The following is an 18,100-nucleotide window of genomic DNA, read 5'->3' on the forward strand; positions in this document are numbered from 1 at the left end:
GGAGGACGGCCGTTTCGCCCTGAAACAAAGATTGCATGCTGGTGCGACTGCCGGGGCCCGCAGAGGACCCCGAGGCCGCGGACCTCAGCCCAGCAGCGGCGCCAGTGCGCGCTGGGCGTCGGCTTGGTCCAGCGCCATGCGCGCCGCCCAGTCCGCCACCTGGTCGTCCCCGATGCGGCCCACATTGAAGTAGCTGGCCTGCGGATGCGAGAAATAAAAGCCGCTGACGCTGGCCGCCGGCGTCATCGCCATCGAATCCGTCAGCGCCATGCCGATGTCCTCCGGCTGCAGCACGCGGAACAGGTCGCGCTTGACCAGATGGTCCGGGCAGGCCGGATACCCCGGCGCCGGACGGATGCCCTGGTAGACCTCCTGGATCATCTGCTCATGGCTCAGCGCTTCGTCCGGGGCATAGGCCCAGAACTCCTGGCGCACCCGCTGGTGCAGCCGCTCGGCGAAGGCCTCGGCCAGACGGTCGGCCAGGGCCTTGAGCATGATGGCGGAGTAGTCGTCCAGGTCGGCCAGGAACTGCGCTTCCTTCTTGTCCACGCCCAGGCCCGCAGTGACCGCGAACAGGCCGATGTAGTCCGGCACCGTGCCCTTGGCCGCGATGTAGTCGGCCAGCGCGCGGTTGGGCCGGCGCACGCCGTCCACCACTGGCCGCTCGGACTGCATGCGCAGGCCACGCCAGGTCATCAAGACCTCGCTGCGGGACTCGTCGGTGTAGATCTCGATGTCGTCATCGTTGACCTGCGCCGCCGGGTACAGGCCCATCACGCCACTGGCGGTCAGCCAGCGGCCTTCGATGATCCGCTGCAGCATGCGCTTGCCGTCGCTGAAGACCCGCTGGGCCTCGCTGCCGACGATCTCGTCCTTGAGAATCGCCGGGAAGGGGCCGGCCAGGTCCCAGGTCTGGAAGAACGGGCCCCAGTCGATGCACTGGGCCAGCTCGGCCAGGTCGTAGTTGCGGAAGTGGCGTTTGCCGATGAAACGCGGCACCGGCGGGCGGTAGCTGTCGAAATCCAGCTTGAGCTTGTTGGCCCGCGCCTGCGCCAGCGTCACCAGCGGCGCCTGCTTCTTGTTGGCATGCAGGTCCCGCACCTTTTCGTAGTCGGCCTTGAGCTCGTCGATGAAGCGGGTGGCGCGTTCATCGGACAGCAGGTCGGAGCACACGCCCACCGAGCGCGAAGCGTCCGGCACGTAGACGACCGGCCCTTCATAGTGCGGCGAGATCTTCACCGCCGTGTGCACCCGGCTGGTGGTGGCGCCGCCGATCAGCAGCGGGATCTTCTTCATGCGGAAGTAATCGTCGCGCTGCATTTCAGCGGCCACATGCTGCATCTCTTCCAGGCTGGGCGTGATCAGGCCGGACAGGCCGATGATGTCCGCCCCTTCCACCTTGGCCTTGGCCAGGATGTCCTGGCAGGGGACCATCACCCCCATGTTCACCACTTCGAAGTTGTTGCACTGCAGGACCACGGTGACGATGTTCTTGCCGATGTCGTGCACGTCGCCCTTGACCGTGGCGATGACGATCTTGCCGCGCGGCTTCACGTCGCCGCCGGCGGCCGCCAGCTGACGCTTTTCTTCCTCGATGTAGGGCACCAGGTGGGCCACGGCCTGCTTCATCACCCGGGCGCTCTTGACCACCTGGGGCAGGAACATCTTGCCGGCGCCGAACAGGTCGCCCACCACATTCATGCCGGCCATCAGCGGACCTTCGATCACATGCAGCGGACGGCCGCCGCGCGCACGGATGGCCTGCCAGGCTTCTTCGGTGTCCTCGGTGATGAAGTCGGTGATGCCATGGATCAGCGCATGCGAGAGCCGCGTCTCCACGTCGCCGGCCCGCCAGGCCAGCTTGGCGCTGTCGTCCTTGGCCGCCCCCTTGACCGTTTCCGCCACTTCCAGCAGGCGCTCGGTGGCGTCGTCGCGTCGATTGAGCACCACGTCCTCGACCCGCTCACGCAGGTCGGCGGGGATCTCGTCATACACACCGACCATGCCGGCGTTGACGATGCCCATGTCCATGCCGGCCTGGATGGCATGGTAGAGAAACACGGTGTGGATGGCCTCGCGCACCGGCTCGTTGCCGCGGAAGCTGAAGGAGACGTTGGAGACGCCGCCGCTCACCTTCGCGCCGGGCAGATGCTGCTTGATCCAGCGGGTGGCATTGATGAAATCGACCGCGTAGTTGTTGTGCTCTTCGATGCCGGTGGCAATGGCGAAGATGTTGGGGTCGAAGATGATGTCCTCGGGCGGGAAGCCGATCTCATCGACCAGGACGCGGTAGGCACGGGCGCAGATCTCGGTCTTGCGGGCGAAGGTGTCCGCCTGGCCGGTCTCGTCGAAGGCCATGACGACGGTCGCGGCGCCGTAGCGGCGGATCAGCCGGGCCTGGCGACGGAATTCGGTCTCGCCTTCCTTCAGGGAGATGGAATTGACGATGCCCTTGCCCTGGATGCACTTGAGCCCCGCCTCGATCACCTCCCACTTGGAAGAGTCAATCATGATCGGCACGCGGGCGATCTCGGGCTCGGAGGCGATCAGCTGGAGGAAGCGCACCATGGCGGCCTTGCTGTCCAGCATGGCCTCGTCCATGTTGATGTCGATGATCTGCGCGCCGTTCTCGACCTGCTGGCGGGCCACGCTCAGCGCGTCCTCGAACTGTCCGTTCAGGATCATCCGGGCGAAGGCCTTGGAGCCGGTGACGTTGGTGCGCTCGCCGATGTTCACGAACAGCGTACCGGCACCGATCTGCACCGGCTCCAGGCCGGACAGCTTCATCGGGGCGACGGCCTGGACGGCGGCGGACGACGTGGACAGAGAATCAGGGGCGGATGTGGGGGCAGACATAGGGGCGGACATTGCAGCCTCGAAGGAGTCAGACAACACCTGGGGCCGCGCAACTCACCGCCACCCCTGGAAAGACATGGGTCGGTGAGCGCCGTTGTTGTGCGGCCACAAGGGGTGCGGGCCGCCCGTCCGAGCCTGGTGGATGCCGCGGGTGGGGCCCCATCGCAACGCTCCTCGGAACGGCGTGCATTCTACCGGTCTGGGGCCGGTTTCAGGGGGGGATCGGGCTTCCCCGACTTCAGCTGCGGCGTATGCTGGCCGACAACCTCACCATAACGACAACTTTGGCACGAAGGGGACGCATCCGGGCAGAGGGAGCCCGACGGAGCGTTCCTGGCACGTGCCCTCACCGCCGTGGATCTCGTCCAACTTCCTCCCCACAGCCTGCGGGTGGGGCAGATGCTGTCCTTCTCCTTGCGGGATGCGGCAGGCCATCTGCTGTTCGCCGCCGGCCAAGCGCTGCCTGACACGCCGCAGGTGCGTGACTTGATCGCGCGCGGACCGTTCGTGCAGGTGCACGAGACGCGGGAGTATCAGCGCGCACTCGCCCACAAGCTGGACACGATGATGATGCAGGGCGCGCCGCTGGCCGCCCTGGCCAAGGCCCAGACCGATTTCCATGCCGACTTGCGGCCGGAGCGCCCGGCCCGTGCGGCGCCGCTGAGCGAGACGGCCGCCTGGAGCGACATCCAGTCCCAGACCCAGCAGTTGCTGCGGGACCCGGAGCGGCCGGACTTCCTGGTGCGCCTGTCTCAATTGCTGGACCGGGTGCTGGCGCGGATGCATCCGCAGGCCGACCCGTCCCTGGCCCTGCTGATCCATGACGCCGGGCAGGAGCCGATGGACTACAGCGCCCGTCATGCGCTGCTCACCGTGGTGATGGCCGAGATGACCGCGCGTCAGCTGGGCTGGGGCGAGGCGCGGCGCCGGGTGCTGTCCCTGGCGGCGTTGACGATGAACCTGAGCATCAGCCGCGACCAGGACCAGTGGGCCCTGCGCACCGGCGCGCTGGCCGCCAGCGAGCGTCAGTCCCTGGACGGTCACGGCGACCGCTCGGCCGACCTGCTGCTGGCCATGGGTGTGGACGACGACGCGTGGTTGACCGCCGTGCGGCTGCATCACGACGCGGGTCCCGGTCCGCTGGCCGGCCGCTCCGATGGAGAGCTGATGGCCCGGCTGCTGCGCCGCATCGATGTCTACGGCGCTCGCATCAGCCCGCGCCGCGGACGTCGGCCGCTGTCAGCGGCGCAGGCGGCGCGGGCGGTCTACCTGGACGAAAAACAGGCCCCGGACGAAGCTGGGGCCGCGCTGATCAAGGCCATCGGGCTGTTCCCGCCGGGCTCGCTGGTGCGTCTGGCCAGCGGGGAAGAAGCGATGGTGCTCAAGCGCGGCCATGCGGCCAATGAGCCGGCGGTAGCCGCGCTGGTGGGGCGCAGCGGCACGCCGCTGACCTCGCCGGTCATCCGCGACACGCGGGTGCCCGCCCATGCCATCACCGCCAGCCTGGCCCCGCATGAAGTGCGGTTGCGCGTGCACATGGACGCGCTGATGAAGCTCTACTGAGGCAGCGCGGCGAACCTTCGACCTTCGGCGTTAGAGCGTTTCGGCCACCAGGCCCGAGAACATCTTGCTGCCCCAGGGACGCGGCCGATAAGCCGAGACCTTCTGCGCGATGGCACGGATATGGTCCGGCGTGGTGCCGCAGCAGCCGCCCGCGATATTCAGGAAGCCCGCACTGGCGAATTCCCCCACCAGTCGGCCGGTCACGTCCGGCGTTTCGTCAAAGCCGGTGTCGCTCATCGGGTTGGGCAGACCGGCATTGGGGTAGCAGGAGATGGCCGTGTCGTCCGCCGCCTTGGACAGCTCTTCGATGTAGGGCCGCATCAGCGCGGCGCCCAGGGCGCAGTTCAGCCCGATGGCCAGCGGCCGGGCGTGACGCACGGAGTGCCAGAAAGCGGTCACCGTCTGGCCGGACAGGATGCGGCCGGAGGCATCGGTCACCGTGCCGGAAATAATGACCGGCAGCCGCTCGCCGGTGTCTTCCATCAACTCATCCAGCGCAAAGATGGCGGCCTTGGCATTGAGCGTGTCGAAGATGGTCTCGACCAGGAACAGGTCCACCCCGCCCTCCAGCAGGCCCTTGGCCTGCTCGTAGTAGGCGGCGCGCAGGGTGTCGAAGTCGATATTGCGCGCGCCGGGGTCGTTGACGTCCGGGCTGATGGAGGCCGTGCGCGGCGTCGGGCCCAGGGCGCCAGCGGCAAAACGGGGTTTCTCGGGCGTACTGAAGGCGTCGCAGGCCTCACGGGCCAGGCGGGCGGCCGCCACGTTCATCTCGTAGGCCAGATGCTCCAGGCCGTAATCTTCCTGCGCCACCGAGGTGGTGCCGAAGGTGTTGGTCTCGATGATGTCCGCGCCGGCGTCCAGGTACTGGCGGTGGATCTCCGAGATGACCTCCGGCTTGGTCAGCACCAGCAGGTCGTTGTTGCCCTTGAGGTCCTTGGGATGGTCCGCTAGCCGGCTGCCGCGAAAGTCCGCCTCGGTCAGCTTGTAGCGCTGGATCATCGTGCCCATGGCGCCGTCCAGCACCGCAATGCGCTGTTGCAGGATGGCGGGCAGGGCCGCGCCGCGGGTGTAGCGAACGGTGGAGGCAGTCATGCCGCTATTGTAGGAAGCCTGTCCAGCCCCCGGTGGCATCAGGGCCGAGGCGCGCCGGCCCCAGCCTTCGCCAGGGTCGGCGGGAGCCTTCGCGCAGCAACAGCGCTGGTGGCGGCTGCGGCTTAGCCGAAGACCTTGCGCAGCAGGGCGCTGCCCGTCCCGATCGGGTCCTTGCGGATCTTCTTCTCTTCCTCGCCGATCATGTAGTAGAGGCCATCCAGCGCCTTGTCGGTGACATAGGACTGGAGATTGGCATCCTCGCGGCGGACCAGACCGAAGTTCGCCGCCTTGCCGGCCACGGCGTTGTATTTGTCGGCCAGCGACTGGCGCTCGGTGGCCTTGGTGACGATCGGCAGGAAGCGGCCCGTCAGCGGCTCCCGCGTCTTGTCCTCGAAGAAGCGGGTGACGGCGTTGTCGCCGCCCCGCACGATGCGCACCGCGTCCTCCACCGAGATGTTGCGCACCGTGCTGACCAGCAGTTGTCGCGCCTCGGGCATGGCCTGCTCGGCGGCACGGTTCATGGCGGTCACCAGATCGTCCAGCCGCTTGCCCTGGCCGGTGGTGCGCAGCAGCCGGGCGGCGTCGCGCAGGCTGCCGGGCAGGTCGATCCTCACCTGCGGATTGCCCAGGAAACCGTCGGTGCGGCCCAGATTGCTCAGGGCGGACTGGGCCCCGCGCTCCAGGGCCTCGCGCACGCCGGAGGCGGCATCCCCTTCGCTGAGGTTGAAGGCCAGCGCCTCTTCCGGGGTCAGCGCGGTCAGGGTGGACAGCGCGGTCAGGCTGGTCAGGCTGGCGCCGAGCCAGCCACAGAGGTCACGTCGTTGCATCACTGGTCTCCTTCAGGGGCTGGCGGCTTGCCAGCCTTGCGGCGTGGGGGTCGCGCCGCGGCTTTGGGGGCGGGGCCGGGGGCAGTCGGGTCAACGGCCACGGCATCGCTTTGGTTTACGCCGCGATCGTCGGCTTGCGGGTCGGTGACGTCCGAGGCATCGGCGCCGGGGTCGCTCGTCTCGCCTTCGCTGGTCTCGCCTTCGTGGGGCTCGCGTTCGGTGGCGTTGCGCTCGTCGGCTTCGCTTGCATCGCGTGCATCGCGTGCATCATCCAGGACGTTGGACGCATCGCCGGCGTCGGCGGCGTCCGCCCCTTCGTCCTGTGTAGCCGTGCTTTCGGCCAAATCCATGTCGATCGCGCCGAAGGGGCTGCCCCCTTCCGCCATCTTGAAATCGATGCGCAGGCTGTCGCCGTCCTTGAGGGTCATCGGCGCTGCGCCGGCCGGCATGCCCGCGCCCACCAGCGTGCCCGCTCGCAGCGGACGGCGCCGCGCGGCTTCCGCGATCAGGTCGCCGAAACTCCACGCCATGCCTTCCTTGGTCTCCAGCAGCGGCTGCTTGCGGCCGTTGCGGTGCATCTGGATCTGCAGGGCCGCCCGCCCAAGGTACCAGGCGCCGGGGAGTTCTTCCGGCGTGATGGCCACCGGCGCGCATTGCAGGGCCGGACGGCTGTGCAGCGCCGGCCAGCCTTGGGCCAGTTCTTCCTGCTGCACCGGCCGCAGCACCCAGGCATTGACCGCCATCAGCAGACGCACCGCATCCAGGGCCTGCGACGGCACTGCATCGGCTGGCAGGTCCCCCAGCACCACCGCCAGTTGCGGCTCCGGCTCCAGGCCCGGGACGCCGCGCAGCAGCGGTGTGTCGTTCGGACCCAGCAGGGTTTCAGCGCCGCCCATGCGGATCAGCGGGCCGCTCAGCCGTTCCGGCACCGGGACGCCGCGCTCGCGCAGTTCCGCCCCATGCGCCGGATACGCCTCCCCCGCCAGCCAGGCCGCCGGGCGCGGCAAGGGCGCCAGGCACTGCCGGGGGTCGAAGCTGAAGGCATGGCGGGCACGCCCCTGGTTCAGCGACTGGGACAGCGACTCCAGTTGCGGGGCCATGAAGTTCCAGTCGTCCAGCACCTGCTGCAGCCGGGTGGCGATGCCGGTGGCGAAGCAGGCCTGGCTCAGGTCGCGTGAGACGACCACCAGCTGGCCATCACGCGACCCATCACGGTAGGTGGCAAGTTTCATGGGGGGGCGGAAACAGGGAAAAAAGGTTGTGCAATCGCAATCGACCGGGGGATTGTCACCCGGGCGCAGCGGTTGGCACGGGGGCGGGCGCTCCGATTGCTGGGAACCAGACAGCGGCGGCGGCGCACTGCCCCGCCTCAAGCGTGAACTATCCCGCTTGGATGTGCGGTTAGCGCCACACGGGGCTGAAACGGGCAGGACAAGTTCTGCGACCATGGGTCATGGCCGGGTTGAGGGTGTCGGGGTCTTGAAAACCGGCGTACCGGGCCATAACTCCTACAACGAAGGAGTACTTATGCACATGCTCTACGACTCACCCAGCTACATCGTGGTCCAGTTCGATGTACCGGTCTCGCTGTCGCTGAGTGACCCGCCTCATCCCGATCATCCGCCGCTGCAGCGCGACGGTTTCGAGATCGTGGACAAGTTCAGCCGCAAGGAAATCTTCATCGAAGGGGCCCTGGCGCAGCAGTTCCAGGAAGGGGTCGAAGCCCTCATCGAGCAAGGTCCGGATGTGGACGACCTGGATGCCTTCATCGCCCAATATGCCAACATGGGGCAGCAGCCGGTGGTGATGCACTGACGCGCCCTGCCCCTCCTGCGCGGGGCTTGCCCCGGGCCGGCGGCTGGGTCAATATCCAGCAGCGCCCGGGGACGTATCGCAGGGCAGCCGAAAAGGCAATTGAAAGGGCAGTGAATTAAGCCTATGGCGAAGCGCGCGTACTCACCGCTGTTCTCTCCGGGCTTTCACAGCAGCCCGGTCCTGGACCGCATGTGCTCGCACTTCGTGCTCACGCTCACCGTCCGCCATGCCGGCCGGTTCAACGTCCGTCGAGACCTCTCCGGCCTGCTCTCCCTCACCGCCCGTCACCTCGTCTGGCCGCCGCCCGTGCTGGGCCGACTGCGGACCTATCTGGCACGACGCTGCCAGGGTCATGCGATGTGGGCCGGGCACGAGGCGCTGTCGGACGCCGCCTTCCTCACGCGCCATGGCCTCTGGCGCGGGCCCTTTGCCGAAGGCACGGTGTTCTTCTATCTCGATGAATTCATCAAGGACGCCCCCAAGGACCTGCTGACGCTGCTGGCCTGCACCTGCGACACGCTGGAACAACAGCTGCGCAGCGAATCGACGCTGGTGCAGCGGAACATCGAGGCGCTGGGGCAGCTGCTGCAGCTCAATGCGGCCGAACGGGCCTTGCTGCTCTACGGCACGCTGGCCCGTTATCAGCGGGAACTGCGGGGCGCGCTGGTGGAGTTCAAGGTCAACACCGCCCAGGAAGCCTTTGCCGCGCTGGCCGATGTGGCCGGCGTCGATCCGCGGGAGGTGGCCGAAGCGCTGCGCACCGGCTCGCGGCTGGAGCGGGTGGGCATGGTGGAGAACCTGATCGCCGAGCACAACATCACCGACCTGTCCGACTTGATGAAGGTCAGCGACCAGTTGCCGCCGGTGCTCATGCGTGAATACCGCGACCCTCAGGACCTGATGGCGGTCTTCACGAGGCCGGTCAGCGAGAGCCTGCTGCACCGGCAGGACTTCGAGTTCATGGCCGAGGAACTGGACGTGCTGTCCACCCTCCTGCGCAATGCGGTGCAGCAGCGGCAGGCGGGGGTGAACATCCTGCTCTACGGCCCGCCGGGCACCGGCAAGACCGAGCTGGCCAAGGTGGCGGCGCGGGAAGCGGGCCTGAGCCTGTATGAGGTGGAATATGCCGACCGCGACGGCAATGCCCTGGGCGGCCGGGACCGTTACCGATCGCTGCAGATCAGCCAGGTCTTCCTCAAGAGCAGCGGCGACGTGGCGCTGCTGTTCGATGAAGTGGAAGACGTGTTTCCGCACCTGAGCGGCGACACCGCCCACCTGATGGCCCGGCTCGATGCCGCCCTCGACCTGCCCCCGCCAATGGCGGTAAACGGCAAGGCGTGGGTCAACCAGATCCTGGAACACAACCCGGTGCCGGTGGTGTGGATCACCAACCGCATCGAGCATATCGACCCGGCCTTCCGGCGGCGCTTCCAGTACCACCTGGAGCTCAAGAGCCCACCGCCCGGCGCCCGCCTGGGCCTGGTGCGCAAGGCATTGGCCGAGCTGCCCGTGCCGGAGGGTTTTGCCGAACGGCTGTCGGAGCGCAATGGCCTGACGCCGGCGCAGGTCCGCACGGCGGTGCGGTTTGCGCGGCTGGCGGGCTGCGGGAGCTCCGCCACCCACAACGAGGCCCTGATCCAGCGCCAGCTGGCCCATGCGGACAAAGCGCTGGGCCACGGAGACCTGCAGCCGCTGCAGCGCCCCCGGCCTGCCCATTACGGGCTGGAGCTGATCCACTACGAAGCCCGCTTCGAACTGCCTCAGCTGGTGGAAGCGCTGCGGCGTCGCGGCATGGGCAGCCTGTGTTTTTTTGGTCCCCCGGGCAGTGGCAAGACGGCCCTGGCCGAGCACATGGCCGATGCGCTGCAGCGTCCGCTGATGGTGCGTCTGGCCAGCGACCTGATGAGCAAATATGTGGGCGAGACCGAGCAGAACATGGCCCGCATGTTTGAAGCCGCCACGCAGGACCAGGCGGTGCTGCTGCTGGACGAGGCCGACAGCTTCCTGCGCAGCCGCCGGCGAGCCGAGCGCCATTACGAAGTCAGTGAGGTCAACGAGATGCTGGCCGGCATGGAGCGTTTCGCCGGCATCTTCATCTGCACCACCAATGCCTTCGACGATCTGGATGAAGCAGCCCTGCGCCGCTTCAGCTTCAAGATCCGCTTCCTGCCGATGCGGCCCGAGCAGCGCCTGCGCCTGTTCGAGCTGGAGGTGGGGCAGCGTGCAAGGCCTCAGGATGCCGAGCGGCTGTCCGCCATGGACCAGTTGACCCTGGGCGACTTCGCCGCCGTGCGGCAGCAGGCCGAGATCCTCGGCACCCCGCTGCAGCCGGACGAGTTCCTCCAGCTGCTGGAGGCGGAGCACCGGGTCAAGCCCGAGGTGCGGCAGCGACGTGCAGTGGGATTCCGGCCGCCGGCAGGCACCGGATCCTGACGCGCCGCGAACTGTGGCATCGTCGCGCCCATGCATCTGTTGCCCTTCCTCCCCGCTGCGCGCCGCCGCGTGAGCACCCTGATGGTCGTCCTGGGCGCTGCCCTGATGACCTGGACCCTGCCCGCGCACGCCGCCCCGCCGGCCGAGGCGCGTTGTCCGGCCGATCTGGCACCGGTGCCGCCGGCGCAGGTGCAAGCGCAGGTGAAGGACCGCGGCATCCTCTGGACGCTGACCCGCGACGGCCACACCTCCTACCTGCATGCCAGCCTGCATCTGGGCCGCCCCGCATGGGCCGCACCAGGACCGAAGCTCAAGGCCGCGCTGGACCAGGTCGATGCGGTGGCGCTGGAACTGGATCCGCTGGACACCACCGCCTGGACCCTGCCGCCCACCCCGGCGCTGCCCATCGACGCCCAGTTGCAAAAGCGGCTCGAGGCCCAGGCCCGCCTGGCCTGCCTGCCGGCGCAGGCGCTGGCGTCGATGCATCCGCTGCTGCAGCTCAGCACCCTCACCCTGGCGCAGGCCCGGGCGCTGGGGCTGGACGTGCAGTACGGCCAGGAAGTGCTGCTCAGCCGCTGGGCGCGGGAGCGACAACTGCCGGTGATCGCGCTGGAAACCCTGCAGGGCCAGCTGTCCGCCCTGCTGCCCGAGGATCCGGACGAGGCCCGCCACGAACTGCGCTCCGGCCTGCGCCAACTGGAAAGGCCCGCCGAGCTGCGGCGCATGCTGGGCGACCTGGTCTCCACCTGGGAGCGCGGCGACCTGCGCCGGCTCGCCCGCTACGAAGACTGGTGCCACTGCGTGCAGGACGCCCGCGACCGCGCCGCCCTGGCTCGCGAGAACGATGGCCGCAATCCCAACCTGGCGGACCGCATCTCCGAACTGCATCGCCAGGGCCAGTCCTTGCTGGTGGCGGTGGGGGCGCTGCACATGACCGGCCCCAAGGCCCTGCCCGCCTTGCTGCGTCAGCAAGGCTTCGAAGTCACCCAGGTCCATCCCGCCCCCGCGAAGTGATCGCTTTGCGGCACACTGCCGGGCTGTCTGCCCTCTCTGAACTCAACCGATTCCGGAGCTCTGCTTGGCCTCCCTCGCTTCCATCCTTCAGGCCCTTTTCCTGGTGCCGCTGACCTTGCTGCCCATCATCAACCCGGTGGGGGTGGCCCCCATCGTCATCGATGCCGCCGGCAATGACGACCGGGTGCTCAAGCGCCTGTCCCGCCAGGTGGCCATCAATGGCTGGGTGGTGATCGTGGCGTCCATGCTGGTGGGCACCTATGTGCTGGACCTGTTTGGCATTTCGCTGCCGGTGGTGCGGGTGGCCGGCGGACTGCTGGTGGCTTTCAGCGCCTGGACCATGCTGACCCGTCATGAAGAGGCCGACGAGGTGCAGACCGCCATCGCCGAGGATGCCAGCGCCGACCTGTCGGAAGCCGAGATCGTGCGCCGCAGCTTTTTCCCGATCACCTTCCCGCTGACCACCGGGCCGGGCTGCATCGCCGCTGCCATCGCACTGGGCGCGCAGTTCCCGCGCCAGCCGCTGCCCTATGTGATGGGCGCCGGCATCGCGGCCATCGGGGCGGCCATCACGGCCGCGGTTGTCTACCTGATCTTCCGCAACGGCGGACGGCTGCTGATGCGCCTGGGGGAAGTCGGCACCACGGTGATGATGCGGCTGATGGCCTTTGTGCTGTTGTGCATCGGCATCCAGATCCTGTGGACGGGCTGGACCGACCTGAATCGCATGGTCCCCTGATTCCGTCTCGACCCGGCCCAAGGCGGTCCTCCAGCGCGCCTTCTGCCGGACTGTTGCTTCCGGGTTGCTGGCCTCACTGGAACATGGGCGTCGGCACCTCCCGGAAGACGTAGGATGGGCCACGCACCAGCCAACGCGAGGTCCACCATGTCCGACAAGAGTTTCGGGGCCTTTGTGCCCGGTTTCGACTTTCTCCAGAGCCTGGTCAAGAACGCCGGCGCGGCCATGCCCGGCTTCAACCAGTGGATTGCGCCCACCCTGAATCCAGAGGAACTGGACAAGCGCGTCCAGGAACTGCGGGCGGTGCAGTTCTGGCTGGAGCAGAACGCCCGCATGCTGGCCACCACGGTCCAGGCCCTGGAGGTGCAGAAGATGACCCTGTCCACCTTGAGCGCGCTGAAGGTGCCGATGCAGGACCTGCAGCAGGCGCTGAAGATGCCGGCCATGCCGGACCTGGGCGCGGCGATGGGGGCGATGCGCTCCGCTGCGGCGGCCGCCGGGGCGAGCTGGAATGCGGCAGCCGGGGGCGGCGCTTCGGCGGGGACCGAGAGCAAGACCCCGGCAGACGCCGGCGCGGGTGGCAAGGCCGGCCGCGGCAGTGCGGGTGCGGGTGCGGGTGCGGGTGCCGGTGCCGGCGGCGCGTCCGAGGCCGAGGCCCCAGCGCGCGAACCTTCCCGTCCCTCGGCACCGGTTTGGCCCGGCATGTCTGCCTTCACTTCGGCGATGGGCCGTGCAAGTGGCACGTCGCCGTCGGGCAAGACCGCCCCGGGCGCGCCGTCCACGGCCGGTCTTGGGTCGGACGATGACGACCCCGCGCTCAGTGATGATGACCAAGAGCGCGATCTCGAACACGATCGCGACGGCCCTGACGATTCCGATGACCCCGCGCCAGACGATGTCGAGGGCCATGCATCGGCGAGCCATCACGACGCCAGCCCCCCAGCGGGTGCAGACGCTGGAGCAACAGGCGCCAAGGCCGCCCCACTGGGCGTGGACCCGATGCAGTGGTGGAACGCGCTGACCCAGCAGTTCACCCAGATCGCGACGCAGGCGATGAAGGACACCCATCTGATGAAGCAGGGCATGGACGCCGCGGGCGAAAGCCTGCGCAAGGCGGCCAATGTCCCGGCGGAGATGATGAATCAGGCGGCCAAGGTGGCCAAGGCCGCCACCGAAGCGTCGATGGATGCGGTGAGTGCGGCTGCCGCTGCCAGGGCGAAACGATCCAGGGCCGCCAGCAGCGGGACGCCTGGTGCCGCAGACACAGGCGAATCGGGCACCGCTCCCGCGAAGGGCGCGGCCCGTTCCGAGGCCAGCAGCGGCGCGCGTGCCGGGCGTGCAGGCAAGGGGTCAGGCACCGGGTCAGCCGCGACGGCAGGCACAAAGGCATCGACGGGCAAGCGCACCGCTGCAGGCGCAGGCACTGGCACCCAATCCGGCCGCGCAGCACCGGCCAAGTCCAGCCCGCCTGCGCCCGCCAAGTCCACCAAGTCCGCCAAGTCCGCCAAGTCCGCCAAGACCACCGCCGCTGCCACCCCGCGAACACCCAAGATCCCCGCCGCCGGCAAGTCCGCCGCATCCCCCCAGTCGACCGCCGCCAAGAAGCCGCAGCCTGCCCGAAAGGCCAGCGCCAAGACCCCGGCTTCCTCCAAACCGGCCGCACGGACCACCGCCGCCGCCAAGAGTGGGTCGGCGGCCACCCGTCGTCGCGGCAACTGAGCGCCGCAGGCGTACAGTTGCAGACTGCCTATTCCGAGGGCCGTACATGCCTCGTTTTTTCCAGGCGCATGCCACCCATCCCGATGCGCACATGGCCATGGCGCTCGCCGCCGCCCAGATCGACGGGCAGCGCGGCGACCGGCCGCTGACGCTCGGTTTCCTCTACATCAGCGAGGACTACCTGCCGCAGGCCGAAGCCCTGCTGGACGATGCGCGCCAGCGCTGGCCTGGCTGCGGCTTCGTCGGCGCCTCCGCTTTGGCGGTCTGCGCGGGCGGCGCCGAATATTTCGGCGACCCGGCCCTGGCGCTGCTGATGTGTGATCTTCCCGCCGACCAGTGGCGCATCTTCTCCGGCCGCTCTCCGCTGCCGCCGGAGTGGGACGCCCGCAGCCTGCTGCTGCATGCGGACGGCCAGACGCCGGACCTGCAGGAGCTGATTGGCGAACTGGCGGACCGCTCCTCCAGTGGCTATGTGTTCGGAGGCCTGGTCAGCGGACGCCAGCAGGCCATCCAGATTGCCGACGGCGTGGTGGAAGGCGGCCTGTCCGGCCTGGCGCTGCGGGAGGGTGTTCGCTGGATCTCGCGCGTCAGCCAGGGCTGCCAGCCGCTGGGCCGCGAGCGACGGGTGACCGGCAGCGACGGTGCCCTGGCCACCGAACTGGACGGACGCCCCGCCCTGGATGCCTTGCTGGAAGACCTCAAGCTGCCCGCATTCACCGGCGAGACCACCACGCTGCGCCAGGCCATGCCGCTGTTTCGTCGCACGCTGGTCGGGCTGAGTGATGCGCCGGGCGCCCGCAAGGACTACGGGCCCGAGGTGCGGGTGCGTCATCTGGTGGGGCTCGACCCCGCCCGGCGTGGCGTGGCGGTGGCGGAGCAGCTGCGCGAAGGCGAGCTGCTGAGCTTTTGTGAACGCAATCCCGAGGCCGCCCGGCGCGATCTGGTCCGCATCTGCACCGAAATCCGTGCGGACGCCGAGGAACTGGGCGCCACCATGGCCGGCGCGCTCTACATCAGCTGCACCGGACGTGGGGGGCCGCACTTTGGCGCGCCGTCCGCCGAACTTCAGTGGGTGCAGCATGCGCTGGGCGACGTGCCGCTGGTGGGCTTCTTCGCCAACGGCGAAATTGCCCACGCCCGGCTGCACGGCTACACCGGGGTGCTGACCGTGTTCCTGGACGGGGGCCAGCCTGCCTCCGCAGAATGACCCGCTTCCGCCCCGCTCCACCGCGCTCTACCGCGCTCCACCTCGTTTACCCAGCACCCAGCCGCTCCCCCTGCCCGGTACAGTCCCCACCATGAATGCGCCGTTGCCCGTCAGCCTTGCCGACCCTGTCGATCGGACCCAGCGCCAGGCCCAGGTGGTGCGGGCCCTGTCGGCCGTGCTGCCCGCCCATGCCCTGCTGTGGAGCGACGAGCAGACACGGCCCTACGAATGCGACGGCCTGACCGCCTACCGCGAACGCCCGCTGGTGGTGGTGCTGCCGGAGGATGAAGCACAGGTGGCGGCGGTGCTGCGCACCTGCCATGCGCTGAAGGTGCCGGTGGTGGCGCGGGGCGCGGGCACCGGCCTGTCCGGCGGCGCCATGCCCCACGCCATGGGCGTGACGCTGGGCCTGGCCCGCTTCAACCGCATCCTGTCGGTGGACCCGCTGGCTCGGACGGCACGGGTGCAATGCGGCGTGCGCAACCTGGCCATCTCCGAGGCGGCGGCCCCTCACGGGCTCTATTACGCCCCGGACCCCAGCAGCCAGATCGCCTGCACCATCGGCGGCAACGTGGCGGAAAACTCCGGCGGCGTGCACTGCCTCAAGTACGGACTCACGCTGCACAACGTGCTTCAGGTCAAGGGCTTCACCGTGGACGGAGAGCCGGTGGAATTCGGTTCCCAGGCGCTGGACGTGCCCGGACTGGACTTGCTGGCGGTGATGGTGGGCAGCGAAGGCATGCTCGCGGTGGTGACCGAGGTGACGGTCCGGCTCACGCCCAAGCCGCAACTGGCCCGCTGCATCATGGCCAGCTTCGACGACCTGCGCCGCGCGGGGGATGCGGTGGCCGCGCTGATTGCCGACGGCATCATTCCCGCCGGCCTGGAGATGATGGACAAGCCGATGACGGCGGCGGTCGAGGACTTCGTCCATGCCGGCTACGACCTGCAGGCGGAAGCCATTCTGCTGTGCGAGAGCGACGGCACGCCGGAAGAAGTGGCCGAAGAGATCGAGCGCATGAGCGCGGTGCTGCGAGCCAGCGGTGCGACCGGCATCGAAGTCAGCGAGACCGAGGCGCAGCGCCTGCGCTTCTGGAGCGGTCGCAAGAATGCCTTCCCCGCCTCGGGCCGCATCAGCCCGGACTACATGTGCATGGACTCCACCATCCCGCGCAAGCGCCTGGCGGACGTGCTGCTGGCCATCCAGGCGATGGAGAAGAAATACGGCCTGCGCTGCGCCAACGTGTTCCATGCGGGCGACGGCAACCTGCATCCGCTGATCCTGTTCGACGCGAACGACCCGGACCAGTTGGCCCGTTGTGAGCAGTTCGGCGCGGACATCCTGGAGACCAGTGTCGCCATGGGCGGCACGGTCACGGGCGAGCACGGCGTGGGTGTGGAAAAACTCAACAGCATGTGCGTGCAGTTCTCGCCCGAGGAACGGGAGCAGATGCTGGCGCTCAAGCGTGCGTTCGACCCGGTGGGCCTGCTCAATCCGGGCAAGGTGATTCCCACCCTGCAGCGCTGCGCCGAATACGGCCGCATGCATGTGAAACGGGGCCTGCTGGCCTTCCCCGAGCTGGAGCGATTCTGATGAGCGCCTCTGTGGAGCTGGACGCTCACACGGCTTCCGCATCCCTGCCGGCGGCGACCGCGGGCAACCCCGCGTCGACCGCCGCGCCGCCGCTGTCGCAACAGGCCTTGACCGAGACCGTGCAGGGCCTGCAGGCCCGGGTGCGGGAGGGCAAGCCGCTGCGCATCGAAGGCCATGGCAGCAAGCGCTTCTACGGGGGAGACCTGCGCGGCGACGTGCTCTCCACCCGCGAGCTGCGCGGCGTGCTGGCCTATGAGCCCAGCGAGCTGTATGTGACCGCCGCGGCGGGCACGCCGCTGACCGAGCTGGAAGCCTTGCTGGCCACCTGCGGGCAGCATCTGGCGTTTGAACCTCCGAGGTTTGCGGAGGCGGGAGATTCGAGCACGGGCACCGGCACGGTCGGTGGCATGGTGGCCGCCGGCCTGTCCGGACCGGCCCGGGGCAGCGCGGGCGCGGTGCGTGACCATGTGCTGGGCCTGAGCCTGATCAACGGCCGTGGTGACTGCCTGCACTTTGGCGGGACGGTGATGAAGAACGTGGCCGGCTACGACGTCTCTCGGCTGATGGCCGGCGCCATGGGCGTGCTGGGCCTGATGACCCAGGTGACGCTCAAGGTCCTGCCCCGCCCGGTGGCCACGGCCACGCTGCGCTTCGAGCTGCCACAGGACCAGGCCCTGCTCCAGATGAACCGCTGGGGCGGCCAGCCGCTGCCCATCAGCGCCACCGCCTGGTGGGACGGCGCGCTGGTGGTGCGCCTCTCCGGCGCCGACGCCGCGGTGCGGGCGGCCCTGCAGCGTCTGGGCGGAGACATGATCCCCGAAGCCATGGCCGCCCCGTTCTGGCAAGGCTTGCGGGACCACAGCGACGAGTTCTTCATGGGCGCGCGCCGGGCCGTGCAGGGCGGCGCCTGCCTGTGGCGACTGAGCCTGCCCTCCACCGCGCCCGCCCTGTCCCTGCATGGGGAACAGCTGATCGAGTGGGGTGGCGCCCAGCGCTGGGTGGTGACGCCGATGGCGCCGGCGCAGCTGCGGGAGATGGTCGCTGCCGTGGGCGGCCATGCCGTACTCTTCCGGGCGCAGGACAAGTCTGCCGGGGTGTTTGCACCGCTGTCCGCGCCGCTGGCGCGCATCCACCGCCAGCTCAAGGCGGAATTCGATCCGGCCGGCTGCTTCAATCCCGGTCGCCTCTACCCGGATTTTTAAGCCGAACAACCTGGCCGATCAACCAAGCCGGACTCCCCA

Annotated in this window: 13 protein-coding genes and 1 riboswitch; of the genes, 9 read left to right on the top strand and 4 right to left on the bottom strand. The window is 68.8% G+C overall.

All coding sequences use genetic code 11. The features are described from left to right. Window positions 1-84 precede the first annotated feature (84 nt). Window positions 85-2,856 (bottom strand): methionine synthase, encoded by a 2,772-nt coding sequence (metH, locus tag DES44_RS17920; RefSeq protein ID WP_257720727.1) that lies wholly within the window; start codon window positions 2,854-2,856, stop codon window positions 85-87. Window positions 2,857-2,935: 79 nt separating this feature from the next. Then, a riboswitch (S-adenosyl-L-homocysteine riboswitch) is annotated at window positions 2,936-3,038 on the bottom strand. 172 nt (window positions 3,039-3,210) lie between these two features. On the opposite strand from metH, the gene DES44_RS17925 reads away from it, so the two are divergent. Next, window positions 3,211-4,419 carry an HD-GYP domain-containing protein gene (locus DES44_RS17925; protein ID WP_147307130.1) on the top strand — a complete coding sequence of 403 codons (1,209 nt, stop codon included), beginning with the start codon at window positions 3,211-3,213 and terminating at the stop codon, window positions 4,417-4,419. A 30-nt stretch (window positions 4,420-4,449) separates the two neighbouring features. On the opposite strand, the gene DES44_RS17930 is transcribed toward DES44_RS17925, so the two are convergent. From DES44_RS17930 to DES44_RS17940, 3 genes are all read right to left on the bottom strand, one after another. Further along, window positions 4,450-5,511, bottom strand: a complete 1,062-nt coding sequence (locus DES44_RS17930; RefSeq protein WP_058933432.1) for a homocysteine S-methyltransferase family protein — start codon at window positions 5,509-5,511, stop codon at window positions 4,450-4,452. A 122-nt stretch (window positions 5,512-5,633) separates the two neighbouring features. After that, window positions 5,634-6,338 (bottom strand): DUF4197 domain-containing protein, encoded by a 705-nt coding sequence (locus DES44_RS17935; RefSeq protein ID WP_058933431.1) that lies wholly within the window; start codon window positions 6,336-6,338, stop codon window positions 5,634-5,636. Beyond that, the gene (locus DES44_RS17940) at window positions 6,338-7,570 is read right to left on the bottom strand and encodes a fumarylacetoacetate hydrolase family protein (RefSeq protein WP_058933430.1); all 1,233 of its coding nucleotides are present in this window, start codon (window positions 7,568-7,570) and stop codon (window positions 6,338-6,340) included. The genes DES44_RS17935 and DES44_RS17940 overlap by 1 nt, the downstream gene beginning before the upstream one ends. Before the next feature lie 295 nt (window positions 7,571-7,865). On the opposite strand from DES44_RS17940, the gene DES44_RS17945 reads away from it, so the two are divergent. The 8 genes from DES44_RS17945 to glcE all read left to right on the top strand — a co-directional run bounded on the left by DES44_RS17945 (window position 7,866) and on the right by glcE (window position 18,061). Beyond that, window positions 7,866-8,153 (top strand): BTH_I0359 family protein, encoded by a 288-nt coding sequence (locus DES44_RS17945; protein ID WP_058933429.1) that lies wholly within the window; start codon window positions 7,866-7,868, stop codon window positions 8,151-8,153. 123 nt (window positions 8,154-8,276) lie between these two features. Beyond that, window positions 8,277-10,586: an ATP-binding protein gene (locus DES44_RS17950; RefSeq protein ID WP_058933428.1), complete on the top strand. Its 2,310-nt coding sequence runs from the start codon at window positions 8,277-8,279 to the stop codon at window positions 10,584-10,586. A 30-nt stretch (window positions 10,587-10,616) separates the two neighbouring features. Continuing rightward, the gene (locus DES44_RS17955) at window positions 10,617-11,600 is read left to right on the top strand and encodes a TraB/GumN family protein (protein ID WP_058933427.1); all 984 of its coding nucleotides are present in this window, start codon (window positions 10,617-10,619) and stop codon (window positions 11,598-11,600) included. A gap of 64 nt (window positions 11,601-11,664) precedes the next feature. Further along, window positions 11,665-12,339, top strand: a complete 675-nt coding sequence (locus tag DES44_RS17960) for a MarC family protein (RefSeq protein WP_232309907.1) — start codon at window positions 11,665-11,667, stop codon at window positions 12,337-12,339. A gap of 147 nt (window positions 12,340-12,486) precedes the next feature. Then, window positions 12,487-14,058, top strand: coding sequence for a PhaM family polyhydroxyalkanoate granule multifunctional regulatory protein (locus tag DES44_RS25685; protein ID WP_232309906.1), 1,572 nt, complete (start codon window positions 12,487-12,489; stop codon window positions 14,056-14,058). A gap of 46 nt (window positions 14,059-14,104) precedes the next feature. Then, on the top strand, window positions 14,105-15,265 hold the full coding sequence (locus tag DES44_RS17975) for an FIST signal transduction protein (protein WP_058933426.1): 1,161 nt from the start codon (window positions 14,105-14,107) through the stop codon (window positions 15,263-15,265). Between the two features lie 91 nt (window positions 15,266-15,356). After that, on the top strand, window positions 15,357-16,859 hold the full coding sequence (locus DES44_RS17980) for an FAD-linked oxidase C-terminal domain-containing protein (protein ID WP_058933425.1): 1,503 nt from the start codon (window positions 15,357-15,359) through the stop codon (window positions 16,857-16,859). Next, window positions 16,859-18,061: a glycolate oxidase subunit GlcE gene (glcE, locus tag DES44_RS17985; RefSeq protein ID WP_083525239.1), complete on the top strand. Its 1,203-nt coding sequence runs from the start codon at window positions 16,859-16,861 to the stop codon at window positions 18,059-18,061. Before DES44_RS17980 ends, glcE begins: the two co-directional genes overlap by 1 nt. Window positions 18,062-18,100: the final 39 nt, after the last annotated feature.

The organism is Roseateles depolymerans (assembly GCF_003387155.1).
GTDB classification, from domain to species: Bacteria; Pseudomonadota; Gammaproteobacteria; order Burkholderiales; family Burkholderiaceae_C; genus Roseateles; species Roseateles depolymerans.

Excerpts from the sequence above, each read along its gene's own strand:
- metH (WP_257720727.1), bottom strand. The coding sequence starts at position 2,856 with ATGTCTGCCCCCACATCCGCCCCTGATTCTCTGTCCACGTCGTCCGCC.
- DES44_RS17930 (WP_058933432.1), bottom strand. The coding sequence starts at position 5,511 with ATGACTGCCTCCACCGTTCGCTACACCCGCGGCGCGGCCCTGCCCGCC.
- DES44_RS17935 (WP_058933431.1), bottom strand. The coding sequence starts at position 6,338 with ATGCAACGACGTGACCTCTGTGGCTGGCTCGGCGCCAGCCTGACCAGC.
- DES44_RS17940 (WP_058933430.1), bottom strand. The coding sequence starts at position 7,570 with ATGAAACTTGCCACCTACCGTGATGGGTCGCGTGATGGCCAGCTGGTG.
- DES44_RS17945 (WP_058933429.1), top strand. The coding sequence starts at position 7,866 with ATGCACATGCTCTACGACTCACCCAGCTACATCGTGGTCCAGTTCGAT.
- DES44_RS17950 (WP_058933428.1), top strand. The coding sequence starts at position 8,277 with ATGGCGAAGCGCGCGTACTCACCGCTGTTCTCTCCGGGCTTTCACAGC.
- DES44_RS17955 (WP_058933427.1), top strand. The coding sequence starts at position 10,617 with ATGCATCTGTTGCCCTTCCTCCCCGCTGCGCGCCGCCGCGTGAGCACC.
- DES44_RS25685 (WP_232309906.1), top strand. The coding sequence starts at position 12,487 with ATGTCCGACAAGAGTTTCGGGGCCTTTGTGCCCGGTTTCGACTTTCTC.
- DES44_RS17975 (WP_058933426.1), top strand. The coding sequence starts at position 14,105 with ATGCCTCGTTTTTTCCAGGCGCATGCCACCCATCCCGATGCGCACATG.
- DES44_RS17980 (WP_058933425.1), top strand. The coding sequence starts at position 15,357 with ATGAATGCGCCGTTGCCCGTCAGCCTTGCCGACCCTGTCGATCGGACC.
- glcE (WP_083525239.1), top strand. The coding sequence starts at position 16,859 with ATGAGCGCCTCTGTGGAGCTGGACGCTCACACGGCTTCCGCATCCCTG.